The sequence below is a fragment of the Pseudomonas sp. St290 genome (genome assembly GCF_018325805.1).
GTDB classification, from domain to species: domain Bacteria; phylum Pseudomonadota; class Gammaproteobacteria; order Pseudomonadales; family Pseudomonadaceae; genus Aquipseudomonas; species Aquipseudomonas bijieensis.
In genome coordinates this window covers 994,729-1,011,798 of sequence record NZ_AP014703.1, presented here as the reverse complement: position 1 = coordinate 1,011,798, position 17,070 = coordinate 994,729, and the positions used below count along the sequence as shown (strand labels likewise).

The 17,070-nt window shown below is 59.4% G+C and carries 16 protein-coding genes; 3 read left to right on the top strand and 13 right to left on the bottom strand.

Features of this window, described 5'->3' with window-relative positions:
- Positions 1-186: 186 nt before the first annotated feature.
- Positions 187-819 carry a 23S rRNA (uridine(2552)-2'-O)-methyltransferase RlmE gene (gene rlmE, locus PBDP_RS04255; protein ID WP_109753483.1) on the bottom strand — a complete coding sequence of 211 codons (633 nt, stop codon included), beginning with the start codon at positions 817-819 and terminating at the stop codon, positions 187-189.
- Between the two features lie 106 nt (positions 820-925).
- On the opposite strand from rlmE, the gene PBDP_RS04250 reads away from it, so the two are divergent.
- Positions 926-1,234 carry a YhbY family RNA-binding protein gene (locus PBDP_RS04250; RefSeq protein ID WP_003177852.1) on the top strand — a complete coding sequence of 103 codons (309 nt, stop codon included), beginning with the start codon at positions 926-928 and terminating at the stop codon, positions 1,232-1,234.
- Positions 1,235-1,244: 10 nt separating this feature from the next.
- Here the strand turns inward: PBDP_RS04250 and PBDP_RS04245 are convergent, their stop codons facing one another.
- The 8 genes from PBDP_RS04245 to grpE form a co-directional block, all read right to left on the bottom strand.
- The gene (locus PBDP_RS04245; RefSeq protein ID WP_109753482.1) at positions 1,245-1,649 is read right to left on the bottom strand and encodes an MFS transporter; all 405 of its coding nucleotides are present in this window, start codon (positions 1,647-1,649) and stop codon (positions 1,245-1,247) included.
- A gap of 28 nt (positions 1,650-1,677) precedes the next feature.
- Positions 1,678-2,154 carry a transcription elongation factor GreA gene (greA, locus tag PBDP_RS04240; RefSeq protein ID WP_030139783.1) on the bottom strand — a complete coding sequence of 159 codons (477 nt, stop codon included), beginning with the start codon at positions 2,152-2,154 and terminating at the stop codon, positions 1,678-1,680.
- A gap of 2 nt (positions 2,155-2,156) precedes the next feature.
- Positions 2,157-5,378: a carbamoyl-phosphate synthase large subunit gene (carB, locus tag PBDP_RS04235; RefSeq protein WP_109753481.1), complete on the bottom strand. Its 3,222-nt coding sequence runs from the start codon at positions 5,376-5,378 to the stop codon at positions 2,157-2,159.
- A 105-nt stretch (positions 5,379-5,483) separates the two neighbouring features.
- On the bottom strand, positions 5,484-6,620 hold the full coding sequence (carA, locus tag PBDP_RS04230; protein WP_003197697.1) for a glutamine-hydrolyzing carbamoyl-phosphate synthase small subunit: 1,137 nt from the start codon (positions 6,618-6,620) through the stop codon (positions 5,484-5,486).
- Positions 6,621-6,875: 255 nt separating this feature from the next.
- Positions 6,876-7,682, bottom strand: a complete 807-nt coding sequence (gene dapB, locus PBDP_RS04225) for a 4-hydroxy-tetrahydrodipicolinate reductase (RefSeq protein ID WP_212801873.1) — start codon at positions 7,680-7,682, stop codon at positions 6,876-6,878.
- Positions 7,683-7,691: 9 nt separating this feature from the next.
- The gene (gene dnaJ / locus PBDP_RS04220; RefSeq protein WP_109753479.1) at positions 7,692-8,816 is read right to left on the bottom strand and encodes a molecular chaperone DnaJ; all 1,125 of its coding nucleotides are present in this window, start codon (positions 8,814-8,816) and stop codon (positions 7,692-7,694) included.
- 322 nt (positions 8,817-9,138) lie between these two features.
- Positions 9,139-11,052 (bottom strand): molecular chaperone DnaK, encoded by a 1,914-nt coding sequence (gene dnaK / locus PBDP_RS04215; protein ID WP_109753478.1) that lies wholly within the window; start codon positions 11,050-11,052, stop codon positions 9,139-9,141.
- Between the two features lie 102 nt (positions 11,053-11,154).
- The gene (gene grpE, locus PBDP_RS04210; protein WP_109753477.1) at positions 11,155-11,721 is read right to left on the bottom strand and encodes a nucleotide exchange factor GrpE; all 567 of its coding nucleotides are present in this window, start codon (positions 11,719-11,721) and stop codon (positions 11,155-11,157) included.
- Positions 11,722-11,962: 241 nt separating this feature from the next.
- On the opposite strand from grpE, the gene recN reads away from it, so the two are divergent.
- Positions 11,963-13,636, top strand: a complete 1,674-nt coding sequence (gene recN, locus PBDP_RS04205) for a DNA repair protein RecN (RefSeq protein WP_109753476.1) — start codon at positions 11,963-11,965, stop codon at positions 13,634-13,636.
- A 74-nt stretch (positions 13,637-13,710) separates the two neighbouring features.
- On the opposite strand, the gene fur is transcribed toward recN, so the two are convergent.
- Entirely contained in the window at positions 13,711-14,115 is a 405-nt protein-coding gene (gene fur, locus PBDP_RS04200) for a ferric iron uptake transcriptional regulator (RefSeq protein ID WP_003197684.1), read from the bottom strand.
- Between the two features lie 97 nt (positions 14,116-14,212).
- Here fur and PBDP_RS04195 point away from each other — a divergent pair, with 97 nt between their 5' ends.
- A complete protein-coding gene (locus tag PBDP_RS04195; protein ID WP_109753475.1) occupies positions 14,213-14,740 on the top strand; it encodes an outer membrane protein assembly factor BamE in 528 nt (175 codons plus the stop codon).
- A gap of 58 nt (positions 14,741-14,798) precedes the next feature.
- On the opposite strand, the gene PBDP_RS04190 is transcribed toward PBDP_RS04195, so the two are convergent.
- From PBDP_RS04190 to PBDP_RS04180, 3 genes are read right to left on the bottom strand one after another with little or no spacing between them, the layout of a single operon-like run.
- Positions 14,799-15,101 (bottom strand): RnfH family protein, encoded by a 303-nt coding sequence (locus tag PBDP_RS04190; RefSeq protein ID WP_212801872.1) that lies wholly within the window; start codon positions 15,099-15,101, stop codon positions 14,799-14,801.
- The gene (locus tag PBDP_RS04185; RefSeq protein ID WP_116834150.1) at positions 15,098-15,541 is read right to left on the bottom strand and encodes a type II toxin-antitoxin system RatA family toxin; all 444 of its coding nucleotides are present in this window, start codon (positions 15,539-15,541) and stop codon (positions 15,098-15,100) included. The genes PBDP_RS04190 and PBDP_RS04185 overlap by 4 nt, the downstream gene beginning before the upstream one ends.
- A 7-nt stretch (positions 15,542-15,548) precedes the next feature.
- A complete protein-coding gene (locus PBDP_RS04180) occupies positions 15,549-16,952 on the bottom strand; it encodes a sodium-dependent transporter (protein ID WP_109753718.1) in 1,404 nt (467 codons plus the stop codon).
- Between the last annotated feature and the right edge of the window lie 118 nt (positions 16,953-17,070).

The window sequence follows — 17,070 nt, the reverse complement described above, 5'->3', positions numbered from 1 at the left end:
TACCCTCTGAAGCAAGCTCCGCTACTGGCGCGCGCTTCGCATGATATTCACCGGCCTAACTTACTACATTACCTACGACTCTGGCAGGCGCCGTCTGTAACCCTTTGTGAAACACTTTCTACACAATATTCGCTAATGCTCACGGGACGAAATACGAAAAACCTATCGCCCCGGTCGAAAAACCTCTTATTCCTCACTGCGACCACGGAAACCACGGCCCAGCAGGTACTGCTCACGGGAGCGATCACGCGATGATTTCGGCTTGCGCGTCGTGACCTTCTCGAACTGCTTGCGCACGCTCTTGTGGTATTCGTCGAAGCCTTCACCCTGGAAGACCTTGATCAAAAAATCACCACCTGGCTTCAATACCCGAGTCGCAAGATCCAGTGCCAACTCGCACAGGAACATTGATCGCGGCATATCAACAGATGCCAATCCACTCATATTGGGGGCCATATCGGAAATCACAAGGTCCACCTCGTTTTTTCCAACCGCTTCAAGGATCTGCGCCAGTACGGCGTCCTCGGTGAAGTCACCCTGAATGAAGGTCACATCCGGGATGCTGTCCATTTCCAGGATATCGGAAGCGATCAGTGTGCCTTGTCCACCAATCAGACGACTGGTCACTTGGGACCAGCCACCCGGGGCGGCGCCCAAGTCGATCACGCTCATGCCTGGACGGATCAAACGGTCTCTTTCTTGAATCTCCAGCAGCTTGTAGCTGGCACGGGAACGATACCCGTCTTTTTGCGCCATTTTCACGAATGGATCGTTGAAATGCTCTCTGAGCCAGTTCTGGCTAGTCTTGGAACGGGCCACGGGCCACCTCTAAAAATAAAACGGGTCGTGATTAAGTGGGCGGTCCCGGACTTGCTCGGGTAAACTGGCCGCCGCTTTTTACAAGATCAGACGCAGGGGTCAGATTATGCCGCTCACTCAAGAGCAGAAGAAACAATACAAATCCATTGGCCACCATCTGAAACCGGTTTTGACTGTGGCTGACAACGGTTTGACTGAAGGTGTACTCGCCGAACTGGAACGCGCCTTGGGCGATCACGAGCTGATCAAGATCAAGCTCAACATCCTCGACCGCGAAGCCCGCCTGGCTGCCGTTGCTGAACTGTGCAAGACCGGCAAGGCCGACCTGGTGCAGGTCATCGGCAAGATGGCGCTGATTTATCGCAAGAATTTCAGCGTCAACAAGCAACTGTCGAACGTTCACCGCTTCAAGTGATGTCAAAGGGTCAAGGGTGTGCCTCGCGCACCCTGCCGCCCCATCCGGGAACCGGCTGCAACACCAGCACCAACCCGGAAAAACCCAGCACCAGGTAACTGAATACCTGCCATTGGCTCGCATCCGGCCAGCCGAGACGCACTGCAAAGAACATCCCGCACGCGTACAACGACATGAGCAACAATTGCCCACGAATGTCGCGCCATAGACTGGCAAGGCCCTCGGCCTGAACCAGCACCAAGACCTGAAATATCACGCACGCTGCGGAAAAACCTACCAGCAGCGCCGTCAGCATGCCTGCGATTTCATCGATGAGCAGCGGTGCCAAGCCGACTCGACCCAGCACCGGCAGCAAACCGATGTGCAACAACCAGACGCCGCCCACCCACAACATCTGGGTGAGCTGCCAGATCATGGCGCCTGCTCGCAGCGGGCGCCTTCGTTCAGATGTGACGGACTTCGACAATCTCATACTCGATGACACCGCCAGGTGTCTTCACCGCCACCACATCACCCTCTTCCTTGGCAATCAAGGCGCGAGCGATGGGCGAACCAACGGAAATCTTGCCGAGCTTGATGTCTGCCTCGTCCTCACCAACGATCTGGTAAGTGACGCTTTCATCGGTCTCGACGTTGGCGATTTCCACGGTAGTGCCAAAGATCACCTTGCCGGTGTGCGGGATCGTCGTGACGTCGATGATCACCGCATTCTGCATACGGCCTTCGATATCACGGACACGCGCCTCGACCATCCCCTGCTCCTCTCGGGCAGCGTGGTATTCGGCGTTCTCCTTGAGATCGCCCAGCTCGCGCGCTTCACCAATAGCCTGGCTCAAGCGCGGGCGCTCGACCTTCGTCAGGAAAGCGTGTTCTTCTTCCAGGGCCTTCGCGCCCTGAACCGTCATCGGGTACTTGGTTATGCTCATGCCTTCAATCCTGCATGTAGATCCTGCAAGCGACGCACGGTCTTCTCGGGACCGAACTTGAGCGCTTCGCAGATCGCTTCGCCCGCAGCAATGGTCGTGGTGCAGTAGATCTTGTGCTGCAGCGCATTGCGACGAATGGAGTAGGAATCGGCGATCGACTGGCGACCTTCGGTGGTGTTGATGATCAGTGTGACTTCGTCATTCTTGATCATGTCGACCACGTGCGGACGCCCCTCGGTCACCTTGTTCACGCGGCGCACTTTCAGGCCTGCCGCCTCGATCAGTCTGGCAGTGCCGGCAGTGGCGACCACTTCGAAGCCCAAGTTGATCAGATCACGGGCTACGCCTGCAACCAGTGGCTTGTCGTCATCACGCACGCTGATGAACGCCGTACCGCCAGTCGGCAATACTTCGCTGGCGCCCATCTGGGCCTTGGCGAAGGCCTCGCCGAAGGTATCGCCCACGCCCATCACTTCACCGGTGGATTTCATTTCCGGGCCGAGGATCGGGTCCACGCCTGGGAACTTGGCGAACGGGAACACCGCCTCTTTCACACTGTAGAAGTTCGGAATGATTTCCTTGGTGAAATTCAGCTCTTTCAGGGTTTTGCCAGCCATGACCCGTGCCGCGATCATCGCCAGGGAAACACCGATGCACTTGGAGACGAACGGCACGGTCCGGGAAGCGCGCGGGTTGACTTCGATGACGTAGATGTCCTCGCCCTGCAAGGCCAGCTGCACGTTCATCAGGCCGACAACGCCCAGTTCCAGGGCCATTTTCTTGACCTGCTCGCGCATCTCGTCCTGGATGTGCGCCGGCAGCGAGTAAGGCGGCAGCGAACAGGCGGAGTCACCGGAGTGAACACCTGCTTGCTCGATGTGCTGCATGATCGCACCGATCACCACATCCTTGCCGTCGCTGACTGCGTCCACGTCCATTTCGATGGCGCAGTTGAGGAAGTGGTCCAGCAGCACCGGGCTGTCGTTGGACACCTGGACCGCTTCGCGCAGGTAGCGCTTGAGCTCGTCCTCCTGGTAGACGATTTCCATCGCACGGCCACCCAGTACATAGGACGGACGCACCACCAGCGGGTAGCCGATCTTGGCCGCGGCACGAATCGCTTCGTCCTCGCTGCGCACGGTGGCGTTTGGCGGCTGACGCAGGTTCAGGCGCTCGACCATCTGCTGGAAACGCTCACGGTCTTCGGCGCGGTCGATCGCATCCGGGCTGGTACCGATGATCGGCACGCCAGCGGCTTCAAGGGCGCGCGCCAGCTTCAGCGGGGTCTGGCCGCCGTACTGGACGATCACGCCTTTGGGCTTCTCGACGCGAACGATTTCCAGCACGTCTTCCAGGGTCACGGGTTCGAAGTACAGGCGATCGGAGGTGTCGTAGTCGGTGGAGACGGTTTCCGGGTTGCAGTTGACCATGATGGTCTCGTAACCGTCGTCGCGCAGGGCCAGCGCCGCGTGTACGCAGCAGTAGTCGAACTCGATGCCCTGGCCGATCCGGTTAGGACCGCCACCCAGGATCATGATCTTGTCGCGGGTCGATGGCGCCGCTTCGCACTCTTCTTCGTACGTGGAGTACAGGTAGGCGGTGTCGGTGGCGAACTCGGCCGCGCAGGTGTCGACGCGCTTGTAGACCGGGAACACTTCCAACTTGTGGCGATGAGCGCGCAGGCTCTTCTCGGTCACACCCAGCAGCTTGGCCAGGCGCATGTCGGAGAAGCCTTTGCGCTTGAGGCGGAACATCGTGTCGCGGTCGATGCTGGACATGCCCAGGGTCTTGACCTTCTCTTCTTCCTTGATCAGATCTTCGATCTGCACCAGGAACCAAGGGTCGATCATGTTCATGCCGAAGATCTGCTCGACGGTCATGCCGGCACGGAAGGCATCAGCCACGTACCAGATACGCTCGGCGCCCGGCACGGTCAGCTCGCGCTTGAGCACGCTCATGCTTTCCGGATCATTCAGGTCCAGCTTCGGATCGAGGCCGCAAACGCCCACTTCCAGGCCGCGAAGGGCTTTCTGCAGGGATTCCTGGAAAGTCCGGCCGATGGCCATGACCTCACCAACCGACTTCATCTGAGTAGTCAGGCGGGCATCGGCCTTGGCGAATTTCTCGAAGGCGAAGCGTGGCAGCTTGGTAACGACGTAGTCGATGGACGGCTCGAAGGACGCCGGGGTCTTGCCGCCGGTGATGTCGTTCGACAACTCGTCCAGGGTGTAGCCCACGGCCAGCTTGGCAGCGACCTTGGCAATCGGGAAACCGGTGGCCTTGGAAGCCAGGGCCGACGAACGGGATACCCGCGGGTTCATCTCGATGACCACCATGCGACCGGTGTTCGGGCAGATGCCGAACTGGACGTTGGAGCCGCCGGTTTCCACGCCGATCTCGCGCAATACCGCCAGGGAGGCGTTACGCAGGATCTGGTATTCCTTGTCGGTCAGGGTCTGGGCCGGCGCGACAGTGATCGAGTCACCGGTGTGCACGCCCATCGGGTCGAAGTTCTCGATGGAGCAGACGATGATGCAGTTGTCCTTTTTGTCGCGGACAACTTCCATTTCGTATTCTTTCCAGCCGATCAGGGATTCGTCGATCAGCAGTTCCTTGGTCGGCGACAAGTCGAGACCACGGGCACAGATTTCTTCGAACTCTTCACGGTTGTAGGCAATACCACCACCGGTGCCGCCCATGGTGAAGGACGGACGGATGATGCACGGGAAGCCAAGGCGTTCCAGGACAGCGTTGGCCTCTTCCATGCTGTGGGCGATGCCCGAGCGCGGGCAGTCCAGGCCGATGGATTTCATCGCCTTGTCGAAGCGCGAACGGTCTTCGGCCTTGTCGATGGTATCAGCGTTGGCGCCGATCATTTCCACACCGAATTTCTCCAGGACGCCTTCGCGCTCCAGGTCCAGGGCGCAGTTCAGCGCGGTCTGGCCACCCATGGTCGGCAGCAGTGCGTCCGGGCGCTCTTTCTCGATGATCTTGGCAACGGTCTGCCACTTGATCGGCTCGATGTAGGTGGCGTCGGCCATGGCCGGGTCGGTCATGATGGTGGCCGGGTTGGAGTTCACCAGGATGACGCGGTAGCCCTCTTCGCGCAGGGCTTTACAGGCCTGGGCGCCGGAGTAGTCGAATTCGCAGGCCTGGCCGATCACGATCGGGCCAGCGCCGAGAATCAGGATGCTTTTTATGTCTGTACGTTTTGGCATGGGTTTGTCACTCAAATCCGCAGGTCAGTCGGCTAGGCCGTCGAACAATCTTTGAAGCGCCCGAGGGGGCCGCCGCACTCGGGGCCGCCCTCGGGCTTCACGCGGTCAGCGTCGCTTGGCCATCTCATTGATGAAGCGATCGAACAGCGGCGCCACATCGTTCGGGCCCGGGCTGGCTTCAGGGTGGCCCTGGAAGCTGAACGCGCTCTTGTCGGTACGCTCGATGCCTTGCAGCGTGCCGTCGAACAGCGACTTATGGATCGCACGCACGTTGGCTGGCAGAGTCGCTTCATCTACCGCAAAACCGTGGTTCTGGCTGGTGATCATCACCACGCCCGTGTCCAGGTCCTGCACCGGGTGGTTGGCACCATGGTGGCCATGGCCCATCTTCAAGGTCTTGGCGCCCGAGGCGAGGGCCAGCAATTGATGACCGAGGCAGATGCCGAATACCGGGATCTCGGTTTCCAGCACGTCCTTGATCGCCTGGATCGCGTAGTCGCAAGGCTCGGGATCACCAGGGCCGTTGGACAGGAACACGCCGTCGGGCTTGAGGGCCAGGACGTCGGCGGCCGGGGTTTGGGCTGGCACCACGGTGACGCGGCAACCGCGCTCGACCAACATGCGCAGGATGTTCAGCTTGACGCCATAGTCGTAAGCAACCACGTGGTATGGCAGCTCGGAAGCCTCGATCGTCGCGTGACTGTCGGTCTTCAGGTCCCAGACCGTGGAGCGCCATTCGTATTGTTTCTTGGTGCTGACGACTTTCGCCAGGTCCATGCCCTTGAGACCCGGGAAACCCTGGGCAGCGGCAATGGCGGCTTCTTCGGAAATGTTGTCGCCGGCCATGATGCAGCCGTTCTGCGCGCCTTTTTCCCGAAGGATGCGGGTCAGGCGACGAGTGTCGATACCAGCGATCGCCACAACGTTGTTGGCTTTCAGGTAATCGGACAGGGACATCGTGTTACGCCAGTTGCTCGCTACCAGCGGCAAGTCACGGATGACCAGGCCGGCGGACCAGACACGATCAGACTCGGCATCTTCCGGCGTGGTGCCGGTGTTGCCGATGTGCGGGTAAGTCAGGGTAACGATTTGCTGGGCGTAGGAAGGATCGGTAAGAATTTCCTGATAGCCGGTCATTGCGGTGTTAAACACCACCTCACCAACGGTCTGGCCGTCGGCTCCAATGGCTTCGCCGCGAAAAATGCTGCCATCAGCAAGGGCGAGTATGGCTGGCTTAGTCAAGAAGACCTCCCGTAAATAAAGCCTGAAAGGGCGATCGCAGGTTGTAAAAAAGCGGAGTGACGTATGGACACGTCACCCCGCTTCTTCACTGAATTATTCTGCGCGCTTTTAGTGGACACACTAAAGCTGTAGCTTACAGAAAAAGGCTTTTTTGGTCCACCGCTAATGAGCCTTAAAGGCAGGGGAATGCGACAGGCCGTCGCGAAGCGGTGTAAAACGGGGCTCAGTATAACCTGAACCCCGCGTTCAATGGCATCAACGCAGGTCGAGAACGTCCTGCATGTCGTACAAACCCGGCTCGCGGCCATCCAGCCACAGCGCAGCACGTACGGCACCCTTGGCGAAGGTCATCCGGCTCGATGCCTTGTGGGTGATTTCCAGGCGCTCGCCCTCAGTGGCGAACAGCACGGTATGGTCGCCCACCACATCGCCACCGCGCACAGTGGCGAAACCGATGGTATCGCGCTCACGAGCACCGGTATGCCCCTGGCGCCCATACACGGCCACTTCCTGCAGATCGCGACCCAGCGTATCGGCAATCACTTCCCCCATGCGCAAGGCCGTTCCCGAAGGCGCGTCGATCTTGTGGCGGTGGTGCGCCTCGATGATTTCGATATCCGCATCGTCACCCAAGACCCGGGCCGTCATCTCCAGCAGCTTCAGTGACAGGTTCACACCCACGCTGAAGTTCGCCGCGAACACGATCGCAATGTCTTTGCCCGCATCGGCCAGCAACTGCTTTTGCGCGGTATCCAGCCCCGTCGTGCCGATCACCATGGCCTTGCCATGTTTGCGGCAGATCGCGAGGTTTTTCAGCATCACGTCCGGCAGGGTGAAGTCGATCAGCACATCGAACTCGTCGAGCACCTTCTCCAGGCCACCGGACATCGGCACACCGATACGCCCCAGCGAGGCCAGCTCGCCAGCATCGGCACCCACCAGCGTACTGTCGGGCCGCACAATGGCTGCCGTCAGGCCGGAGAGCGGAGAGCGCTGCTGCACCGCCTCGACCAGCGCCTTGCCCATGCGCCCCGCAGCGCCCATCACAGCTATACGTCGCATGCCAACTCCTTACAGGTCGCCGAAGAAGCGCTTCACGCCTTCGAACCAGCCGGTGGTTTTCGGGGAGTGACTGTTGTCATCGGCCAGCGAGCTGCGAAACTCCTCCAGCAACTCACGCTGGCGCCGACTCAGGTTGACCGGAGTCTCCACCGCCACGCGGCACATCAGGTCACCCGCGCCGCCACCACGCACTGGTGCAACGCCCTTGCCACGAATCCGGAACTGCTTGCCGGTCTGCGTACCCTCGGGGATTTTCAACTTGACGCGACCGTCGAGGGTCGGGATCTCAAGCTCACCGCCCAAGGCAGCATCGACGAAGCTGATCGGCACTTCGCAGAACAGGTGCTTGCCGTCACGTTGGAAAATCGAATGCTCGCGCACGTTGATGACCACGTACAGGTCGCCAGTCGGGCCACCCTGGGCACCCGCCTCGCCTTCGCCGGACAGACGAATGCGGTCACCGGTATCGACCCCGGCCGGCACTTTCACCGACAGCGTCTTGTACTCTTCGACACGCCCTTCACCGTGGCAGGAGTCGCACGGGTCGGAAATGATCTTGCCCTGGCCATGGCAACGCGGGCAGGTCTGCTGCACCGAGAAGAAGCCCTGTTGCATGCGGACCTGGCCGATGCCGCCGCAGGTTGGGCACGTAACAGGCGAGGACCCCTTCTTGGCACCCGAGCCATCGCACGGCTTGCAATTGACCAGTGTCGGAACACGGATATTCACGGTAGTACCGCGCACCGCCTCTTCCAGGTCCAACTCCAACGTGTAACGCAGGTCACTGCCACGCTGGGCGCCACCACGGGCACCGCCGCGACCGCCACCGAAGAAATCGCTGAACACATCGCCGAAAATATCGGAGAAATTCTGACCGCCAAAACCGGCACCGCCGCCACCCATGCTTGGGTCGACACCGGCATGACCGTACTGGTCGTAAGCCGCGCGTTTACTGGAATCGGACAGTACTTCGTAGGCCTCGTTGGCCTCCTTGAACATCTCTTCCGACGCTTTGTCGCCGGGATTACGGTCCGGGTGGTGCTTCATCGCCAGGCGACGATAGGCCTTTTTCAGGTCTGCCTCGCTGGCCCCCCGCTCGACACCCAATACTTCGTAAAAGTCACGCTTTGCCATTAGTCTTTGCACTCTTATAGGACGTCCGGCAAACCTCTCCTGAACCTTGCCAAACTCGTTGAGCCCCAATACAGGCCCGGACCCAACTCACGTCGATTCAACGATCCTGGTCTTTAATCTTTCAGCCAGGGACCCGGCCAAAACGCGGTGTATGTCGTTCGGAAAGCAGGAGCATTCCCGATCACACCGCCAGCATCCGAGCGTTGTCGCATGCTGTAAAAATTCACTGACTCCAGACACGCCAACGCGGGAGCAAGCTCCCGCGCGGCGACATCCTACCAGCCACCGCACAAATGCAGTCAACCGGCCGACCAACAAGCGATTACTTGTGGTCTTTCACTTCTTCGAACTCAGCGTCAACGACATCGTCGGCTTTTTCGGCCGACTCGCCCTGGGCTGCGCCTTCAGCGGGCTGAGCCTGCTCGGCGTACATCTTCTGGGCCACTGGAGCGGAGACCTTGGACAACTCTTCGATCTTCGCCTCGATGGCAGCCTTGTCGTCGCCTTTGACGGCAGCTTCCAGGGCAACCACAGCCGCTTCGATAGCGGTTTTCTCTTCCGCGGTCACTTTCTCGCCAGCATCGGCGATCATCTTGCGGGTCGAGTGCACCAGGGCGTCGCCCTGGTTGCGGGCGCTAGCCAGTTCTTCGAACTTGCGGTCTTCCTCGGCGTTGACTTCAGCATCGCGAACCATCTGCTGAATTTCTTCCTCGGACAGACCGGAGTTGGCCTTGATCACGATCGACTGGGTCTTGCCGGTGGCCTTGTCTTTCGCGCCGACATGCAGGATGCCGTTGGCGTCGATGTCGAAGGTCACTTCGATTTGTGGCACGCCACGTGGAGCCGGTGGAATCTCGGCCAGGTCGAACTTGCCCAGGGATTTGTTCTGGGCAGCCTGCTTGCGCTCACCTTGCAGCACATGGATGGTCACGGCGCCCTGGTTATCGTCAGCAGTCGAGAACACTTGGGATTTCTTGGTAGGAATCGTGGTGTTTTTCTCGATCAGCGCGGTCATCACGCCACCCATGGTTTCGATACCCAGGGTCAGCGGGCTGACGTCGAGCAGCAGAACGTCCTTCACATCACCGGCCAGAACGGCGCCCTGGATGGCAGCACCCATGGCAACGGCTTCGTCCGGGTTCACGTCCTTACGCGCTTCTTTGCCGAAGAAGTCGGTCACCAGCTTCTGAACCAGCGGCATACGGGTCTGGCCGCCAACCAGGATCACGTCGTTGATCGAGCCAACGTCGATACCGGCATCTTTCATCGCAATGCGGCAAGGCTCGATGGTGCGCTGAACCAGGTCTTCCACCAGCGCTTCAAGCTTGGCGCGGGAGATTTTTACGTTCAGGTGCTTAGGACCGGTGGCGTCTGCGGTGATGTACGGCAGGTTCACGTCGGTCGACTGGCTCGAGGACAGTTCGATCTTGGCTTTTTCAGCGGCTTCTTTCAGGCGCTGCATGGCCAGCGGGTCACCCTTGAGGTTCATGCCGCTTTCTTTCTTGAACTCGTCGACGAGGTAGTCGATCAAGCGGATGTCGAAGTCTTCACCACCGAGGAAGGTGTCACCGTTGGTCGCCAGTACTTCGAACTGGTGTTCGCCATCGACTTCAGCGATCTCGATCACAGAGACGTCGAAGGTACCGCCGCCCAGGTCATAAACGATCACGGTGTGATCGCCCTTGGCCTTGTCCATACCGTAGGCCAGAGCAGCCGCGGTTGGTTCGTTGATGATACGTTTTACGTCCAGGCCCGCGATGCGGCCGGCGTCTTTGGTCGCCTGGCGCTGGCTGTCGTTGAAGTATGCAGGAACGGTGATGACCGCTTCGGTCACGGCTTCGCCGAGATAATCCTCAGCGGTCTTCTTCATTTTCTTGAGAATTTCAGCCGAGATCTGTGGCGGTGCCATTTTCTGGCCGTTCACTTCAACCCAGGCGTCGCCATTGTCAGCCTTGGCGATTTTGTAAGGCACCATCTTGATGTCTTTCTGAACGACTTCTTCGTCGAACTTGCGACCGATCAGACGCTTCACCGCGTACAGGGTGTTATGCGGATTGGTCACTGCCTGACGCTTGGCCGACTGGCCAACCAGAATCTCGCCATCGTTGGCGTAAGCGATGATCGACGGCGTGGTACGCGCGCCTTCAGCGTTCTCGATAACTTTGGCCTTGCCGTTTTCCAGCACGGAGACGCACGAGTTGGTGGTCCCCAGGTCGATGCCGATAATCTTGCCCATGTTAACTCTCCCGGAACTTGGATTTTGTTGCCGCAGCAGTGGTGGCTAACTGCGGTAGCACTTAAACGCTTGACTTAATAGATGGGGCCGCTACGACCGATTTCAAGCCTGCTCATCAATAGAAGGCGAAACCGGTGCTGGCGTCTTGCTGACCACGACCATGGCCGGGCGCAACAGACGACCGTTGAGCAGGTAACCCTTCTGGAAAACCTTCAGGACGCTGTTTGGCTCGACGTCGGCACTTTCCTGCATCGCCATGGCCTGATGGTGCTCGGCATTGAAGGGTTCGCCATGGGGGTCGAGGGCTTCGAGCTGATAACGCTTGAGGGTGTCCTGGAACATTTTCAGGGTCAGCTCGATGCCTTCACGCATCGGACGGATGTTTTCGTCATCCGGGTTGGACAGTTCCAGGCCGCGCTCCAGGCTGTCGATGATCGGCAGCAGGTCGCCAGCGAAACGCTCCAAGGCAAATTTATGAGCCTTCTCTACATCTTGCTCGGCGCGACGGCGGACATTCTGCAGGTCGGCTGCTACACGCAACGCCTGATCCTGCGCACCGGCCAGTTGCTCTTCGAGCACTTGTACACGTGCCGCCAGGTCTTCACCGGAATCCTGGGAAGCCTGGTTGGCGTCTAGATTTTGCGTATCCTGCGTCTGTTCGTCAGCCATAGATTTCTCCTCTCAACTTCGTCCGCGAGCTCGACTCGCGCTTCTGCCCCGGTATATGGGGTCGGGTTTTCCAGCTTCAAGGGCCATCTGACGAATTAACCTTACAAAAAACAGCTGCATAGTCATTCCTCGAAGCGCTAAGAAAATCCTCCGCCCAAGCAAATCGAGCTAAGCGAGGGCATTGTCAGGCCGAAACAAAACACTGTATAAATAACCAGACCTAAAGCCTGGGAGCGGCCTTATGCTGGTGCACCTGTCCGTACACAACTACGCCATCGTCGAACATCTCGACCTCGAACTTGACCGAGGCATGAGCGTGATCACCGGTGAAACCGGCGCGGGCAAGTCGATCATGCTCGATGCCCTGGGCCTGACGCTGGGCGACCGCGCCGACAGTGGCGTAGTGCGCCCCGGAGCAGACAAGGCCGACATCCTGGCGACGTTCGACCTGGTCGACATCCCCGAGGCCAGCGCCTGGCTGGCCGAGCGCGACCTGGACACCGATGGCCTGTGCATCCTTCGCCGGGTTATCACCGCCGAAGGCCGTTCCCGAGGCTATATCAACGGCACGCCCTGCCCCTTGGGCGATCTCAAGGCCCTTGGCGAACTGCTGATCGACATCCACAGCCAGCATGAACACCAATCCCTGCTCAAGACCGACACCCACCGCCGCTTGCTGGATGAGTATGCCGGCGCCACGGACCTGGCCCGGCAGGTCCAACTGGCGGCCCAACGCTGGCGCCAGACCCGGCAGGAACTGGATCGACTCTCCAACTCCGGCGACGAACAACGCGCCCGTCACCAGTTGCTGAGCTACCAGCTCGAAGAGCTGGAGAACCTGGCCCTGGGTGAAAATGAACTGGAAGAGCTGGAGCAGGAACACAAGAACCTGACCAACGCCGAAACCTTGCTGGGTATCTGCCGCCAAGTGGTCGAGCAATGCAGTGAGAGCGATTCGGGCAATGTGCTCAATGCACTGACAGCGAGCCTGAACCGACTCTCCAGCGTGAACAATTCGGTGGGCGCCTTGAACGAAGCGACCAACCTGCTGACGAGTGCGCAGATCCAGGTCGAAGAGGCCGTCGGGGAGCTGAATCGCTTCCTCGATCATTTCGATGCCGACCCGGCACGCCTGCAATACCTGGAAGAACGCCTGGACACCATCTATACGCTGGCGCGCAAGCACCGCATCCAGCCGACCGATGTTGCCGAGCTCCAGCAGCGGCTACTGGACGAACTGGAAACCCTGAACGCCAACGATGAATCCATCGAACGCCTGGGGGACGAACTGGCTTCTTATGCCCGTCATTATCAGGAAAAGGCCAAGGAACTCAGTGAACTGCGCCGGCAGGCCGCAACAGGGCTGGCCTGCGCCGTTGAGCAGGAAATCCAGCGCCTGGGCATGCCCGGCGGGCGCTTCACCATCGAATTGCGCCCCAATGCCGGCGACGAGCTCCAGCCCAATGGACTTGAGCAAGTGGAATTGCTGGTCAGCGCCAACCCCGGACAACCACTCAAGGCCCTGGCCAAAGTCGCCTCCGGCGGCGAATTGTCACGAATCAGCCTGGCTATCCAGGTCATCACCGCACAGACCTCTCGCGTGCCGACGCTGGTATTCGACGAAGTGGACGTAGGCATCGGCGGCCCAACCGCGGAAATTGTCGGCCAACTGCTGCGCCGACTGGGTGAGCGTGGCCAAGTGCTGACGGTTACCCACCTGCCCCAAGTCGCCGCCCAGGGACACCAGCATTTGTTCGTGCACAAAGTGCGTGGCGAGGACGCCACCCGCACCGCTGTGTCCAAACTCAACAAAAATGAGCGCGTGGAAGAGGTGGCGCGAATGCTCGGAGGTATCGACCTCACCAAGGAATCCCTGGCCCACGCGAAAAAAATGGTCGTTACCGCGAAAATCTGAGAACGTAGAAAGCACGAAGGCGACCCTGGGGTCGCCTTCGTTCGTTTCGCGAACCTTAAGTCCGCGCGACATGCTTACTTTTTCTTGCGTACGTACAGCACGAGATTGTGATCAACCATCTCGAAGCCATACTTGTCGACGATTGCTTTCTGCAGCCGCTCGATTTCTTCGTCGAAGAATTCGATCACTTCACTGGTCTCGACGTTGACCATATGGTCGTGATGCTTGCCGTCGTCCAGCTCGAAGACCGCGTGGCCTCCGTCGAAGTTATGCCGCACCACAAGGCCAGCTGCCTCGAACTGGGTCAGAACACGGTAAACCGTGGCCAGACCGACGTCCTCACCAGCCTCCATAAGCGCCTTGTAGACATCCTCGGCACTCATGTGGCGTTGCTCGGCGGAATCGAGCATTTGCAGAATCTTGACCCTTGGCAGGGTCACTTTGAGGCCGGCTTTGCGTAGTTCGCTATTTTCAACCATGGTCAGCTTTCTCGCGATGCTGCTTCGCAGCTTCTCTTAATGCGGGTATGATCGGCGTTTACGTTGTCCCAGCCAAGATAGTGGAAGTCGCCCACCGATGCAAAACACCAAGCTCTTGCTAACCAGTTTCACCTTTGTGGGACTGCTCGCACTCGCCGGTTGTTCATTCCCCGGGGTTTACAAAATCGACATCCAGCAGGGCAATGTCGTCACGCAGGACATGATAGACCAGTTACGCCCGGGAATGACCCGTCGGCAAGTACGGTTTATCATGGGTAACCCTCTGTTGACCGACACGTTCCACGCCGATCGCTGGGATTATCTGTACAGCTTGCAGCCAGGCGGCGGCGAGCGCCAACAGGAACGCATCAGCGTTATCTTCAACTCTAACGACCAACTCGTCAGCCTGTCGGGCGATTTCATGCCCGGCGTGAGCCGCGACGAGGCCATCATGGGCAAGGATAGCGGCACTACCGTTACCGATCCGACTCAGAACGCCGAACAGCCGAAACCGGAAAAACCGGCCAAGCCAGGTTCGTTGCTGGACCAGATCCAGAAGGACGTGGACAAAGTCGAGACCGTACCAGTCCCGACACCAGAGCCCCTGGATACTTCGCCGCAATAAGTCGCAACATGAAAAAACCCGGCATGCCGGGTTTTTTATTGCCTGCGATTCAAGCGGGTTACTGATCGGATTGGCGCGCTTGAGCGGCCTTGGCCGCCCGCAATCGACGAATTTCTTTAGGATCGGCCAGCAAAGGTCGATAAATCTCCAGCCGATCACCCGCCTGGACCACCTGCCGATCAGGATCGGCGACCACTTTGCCAAAAATCCCCACCGGGCAGGTCGCCAGATCCAGTTCCGGGAACGCATCGGTAATGCCCGATGCCTTCAGCGCCGCGCGAACACTCGTGCCTTGCGGCATGGCAAATGTGCGCAGGACCTGGCGGTCGACGCTGGCATACACCACATCTATCTCAATCAACGCTTGAGCTCGGCATTCTGCTTGGCCCGCTGGCAGAACGCGTCGACCAGGGTATTGGCGGCCTGATTGAACAGCGGCCCCAACGTCGCTCGCACCAATGGGCCGGCGTAGTCGAACGACAGGTCCAGGCTGATCTTGCAGGCCTTATCGCCCAGCGGCTTGAACACCCAGACGCCGTGGAGCTGATTGAAGGGCCCCTCTTCCAGGTTCATCTCGATGGATTGCCCTGGCACCAGCGTATTGCGCGTGACGAAACGCTGGCTCAAGCCGCTCTTGGCAATGTTGAGGCTGGCGCGCATATGAATTTCAGAGCTCTCCAGCACCTCGGCGGATGCGCACCACGGCAGGAACTCCGGGTAGCTCGCCACATCGTTGACCAGGTCGTACAGCGCCTGCGCCGGGTAGGGCAGCAAGGCTGAGCGTTGAATATGTGTCGTCATGTAAGCGTCACTTCCACAGCTGGGCGGCAAACACTACGAGAATGCCGATGGGCGCCACATAGCGCATCAAGAACAGGCTCAAGGCAAACAAAACCGGGCTGCGCAGCGACAATTCATCACGCACCGCTTCACGCCCCATGACCCATCCTGCAAACACCACGAAACACAAACCACCCAATGGCAGCATGATCCGTGATGTGAAGAAATCAATCACGCCGAAGAAATCCAGTCCTCCGGTTGCGCCCCACTGGTAGAGATGAAACAACCCGCCTTCGTTCACGAAAAACTTCGCTTGCTTCCATATATTGAAGGAAAACACCGTGCCCAGGCCGACAAACCAGCAGGTGAAAGCCAGCCAGAAGGTCACCCAGGCGCGGCTGATGCGGGTCCGTTCAACCAAGTAGGCCACCATGGGTTCCAGCAGGGAAATGGCCGAGCTCCAGGCCGCGATGGCCACCAGGACAAAAAACACCACGCCCATCAATTGGCCGAAGGCCATGCTGCCGAAGGCAAAGGGCAGGCTGACAAACATCAACCCCGGCCCCTCGCTCGGGTTCAGGCCAGCGGCGAACACAATCGGAAACAATGCCACGCCCGCCAACAGCGACACGAAGGTATCCAGCAGTGCCACGCCAAAGACGGTCCGGGTCAAGGATGCGTTCTTGGGCATGTAGGCGCCGTAGATCATGATCGAGCCGACCCCGACGCTCAGGGAGAAAAACGCGTGCCCCATCGCCGGTAAAAGGCCATCCAGGACTTTCTCTGGCTGGAAGTCGAACATGAAGTGCACGCCTTCCATGAAATGCCCAGTGGTCATGCTGTAGCCCAGCAGCACCAGGATCATCACGAACAGCAACGGCATCATGATCCGCAGGCTGCGCTCAAGCCCGGCGACCACGCCCCGGGCAATCACCACCGCCGAAAGCACCATGAAGATCGTGTGCCAGAGGGTCAGCCTCCAGGGATCGGAGATCACGTTGCCGAAATAGGCGCCCACCTGATCCGGCGTGGCCCCCTGGAAGTCCCCGCGCCCCATGTCGATGATGTAGTCCAGCGACCAGCCACCGACCACGCTATAGAAAGACAGGATCAACAGCGCCGTGATCATCCCGGCGAAGGCGCCCCACGACCATTTGGTCGAATGCCCCGCTTCCACCGCCAGCACCTTCAGGGCATTGGCCGGGCTTTGCCGGGCCCGACGACCAATCAGGGTTTCAGCCAGCATCACCGGAGCGCCGATGAGCGCAATGCACGCCAGGAACATCAGTACGAAGGCGCCGCCACCGTAGACGCCGACCATGTACGGAAACTTCCAGATACTACCCAGCCCCACGGCAGAACCGGTCGCCGCGAGTATGAAGACCCAACGGCTAGCCCAACTGCCGTGGACAGAAACCTTGTCTGTCGACATCGTGATCACGCCCAAGCGTTCAAAAAAGAGGCCGCATTGTCCGGGATTCACTCAACGTGCTCAAGCACGCAGCTTCACCGTAGCCGACACGCACGCAACTGCCTATAATGCCGCCCCT

What these genes read in the sequence shown, in the direction of transcription:
- dapB (WP_212801873.1), bottom strand. Translation starts at nt 7,682, where the DNA reads ATGCGACGTATAGCTGTGATGGGCGCTGCGGGGCGCATGGGCAAGGCG.
- dnaK (WP_109753478.1), bottom strand. Translation starts at nt 11,052, where the DNA reads ATGGGCAAGATTATCGGCATCGACCTGGGGACCACCAACTCGTGCGTC.
- PBDP_RS04180 (WP_109753718.1), bottom strand. Translation starts at nt 16,952, where the DNA reads ATGTCGACAGACAAGGTTTCTGTCCACGGCAGTTGGGCTAGCCGTTGG.
- PBDP_RS04185 (WP_116834150.1), bottom strand. Translation starts at nt 15,541, where the DNA reads ATGACGACACATATTCAACGCTCAGCCTTGCTGCCCTACCCGGCGCAG.
- grpE (WP_109753477.1), bottom strand. Translation starts at nt 11,721, where the DNA reads ATGGCTGACGAACAGACGCAGGATACGCAAAATCTAGACGCCAACCAG.
- fur (WP_003197684.1), bottom strand. Translation starts at nt 14,115, where the DNA reads ATGGTTGAAAATAGCGAACTACGCAAAGCCGGCCTCAAAGTGACCCTG.
- carB (WP_109753481.1), bottom strand. Translation starts at nt 5,378, where the DNA reads ATGCCAAAACGTACAGACATAAAAAGCATCCTGATTCTCGGCGCTGGC.
- recN (WP_109753476.1), top strand. Translation starts at nt 11,963, where the DNA reads ATGCTGGTGCACCTGTCCGTACACAACTACGCCATCGTCGAACATCTC.
- dnaJ (WP_109753479.1), bottom strand. Translation starts at nt 8,816, where the DNA reads ATGGCAAAGCGTGACTTTTACGAAGTATTGGGTGTCGAGCGGGGGGCC.
- PBDP_RS04250 (WP_003177852.1), top strand. Translation starts at nt 926, where the DNA reads ATGCCGCTCACTCAAGAGCAGAAGAAACAATACAAATCCATTGGCCAC.
- PBDP_RS04195 (WP_109753475.1), top strand. Translation starts at nt 14,213, where the DNA reads ATGCAAAACACCAAGCTCTTGCTAACCAGTTTCACCTTTGTGGGACTG.
- PBDP_RS04245 (WP_109753482.1), bottom strand. Translation starts at nt 1,649, where the DNA reads ATGATCTGGCAGCTCACCCAGATGTTGTGGGTGGGCGGCGTCTGGTTG.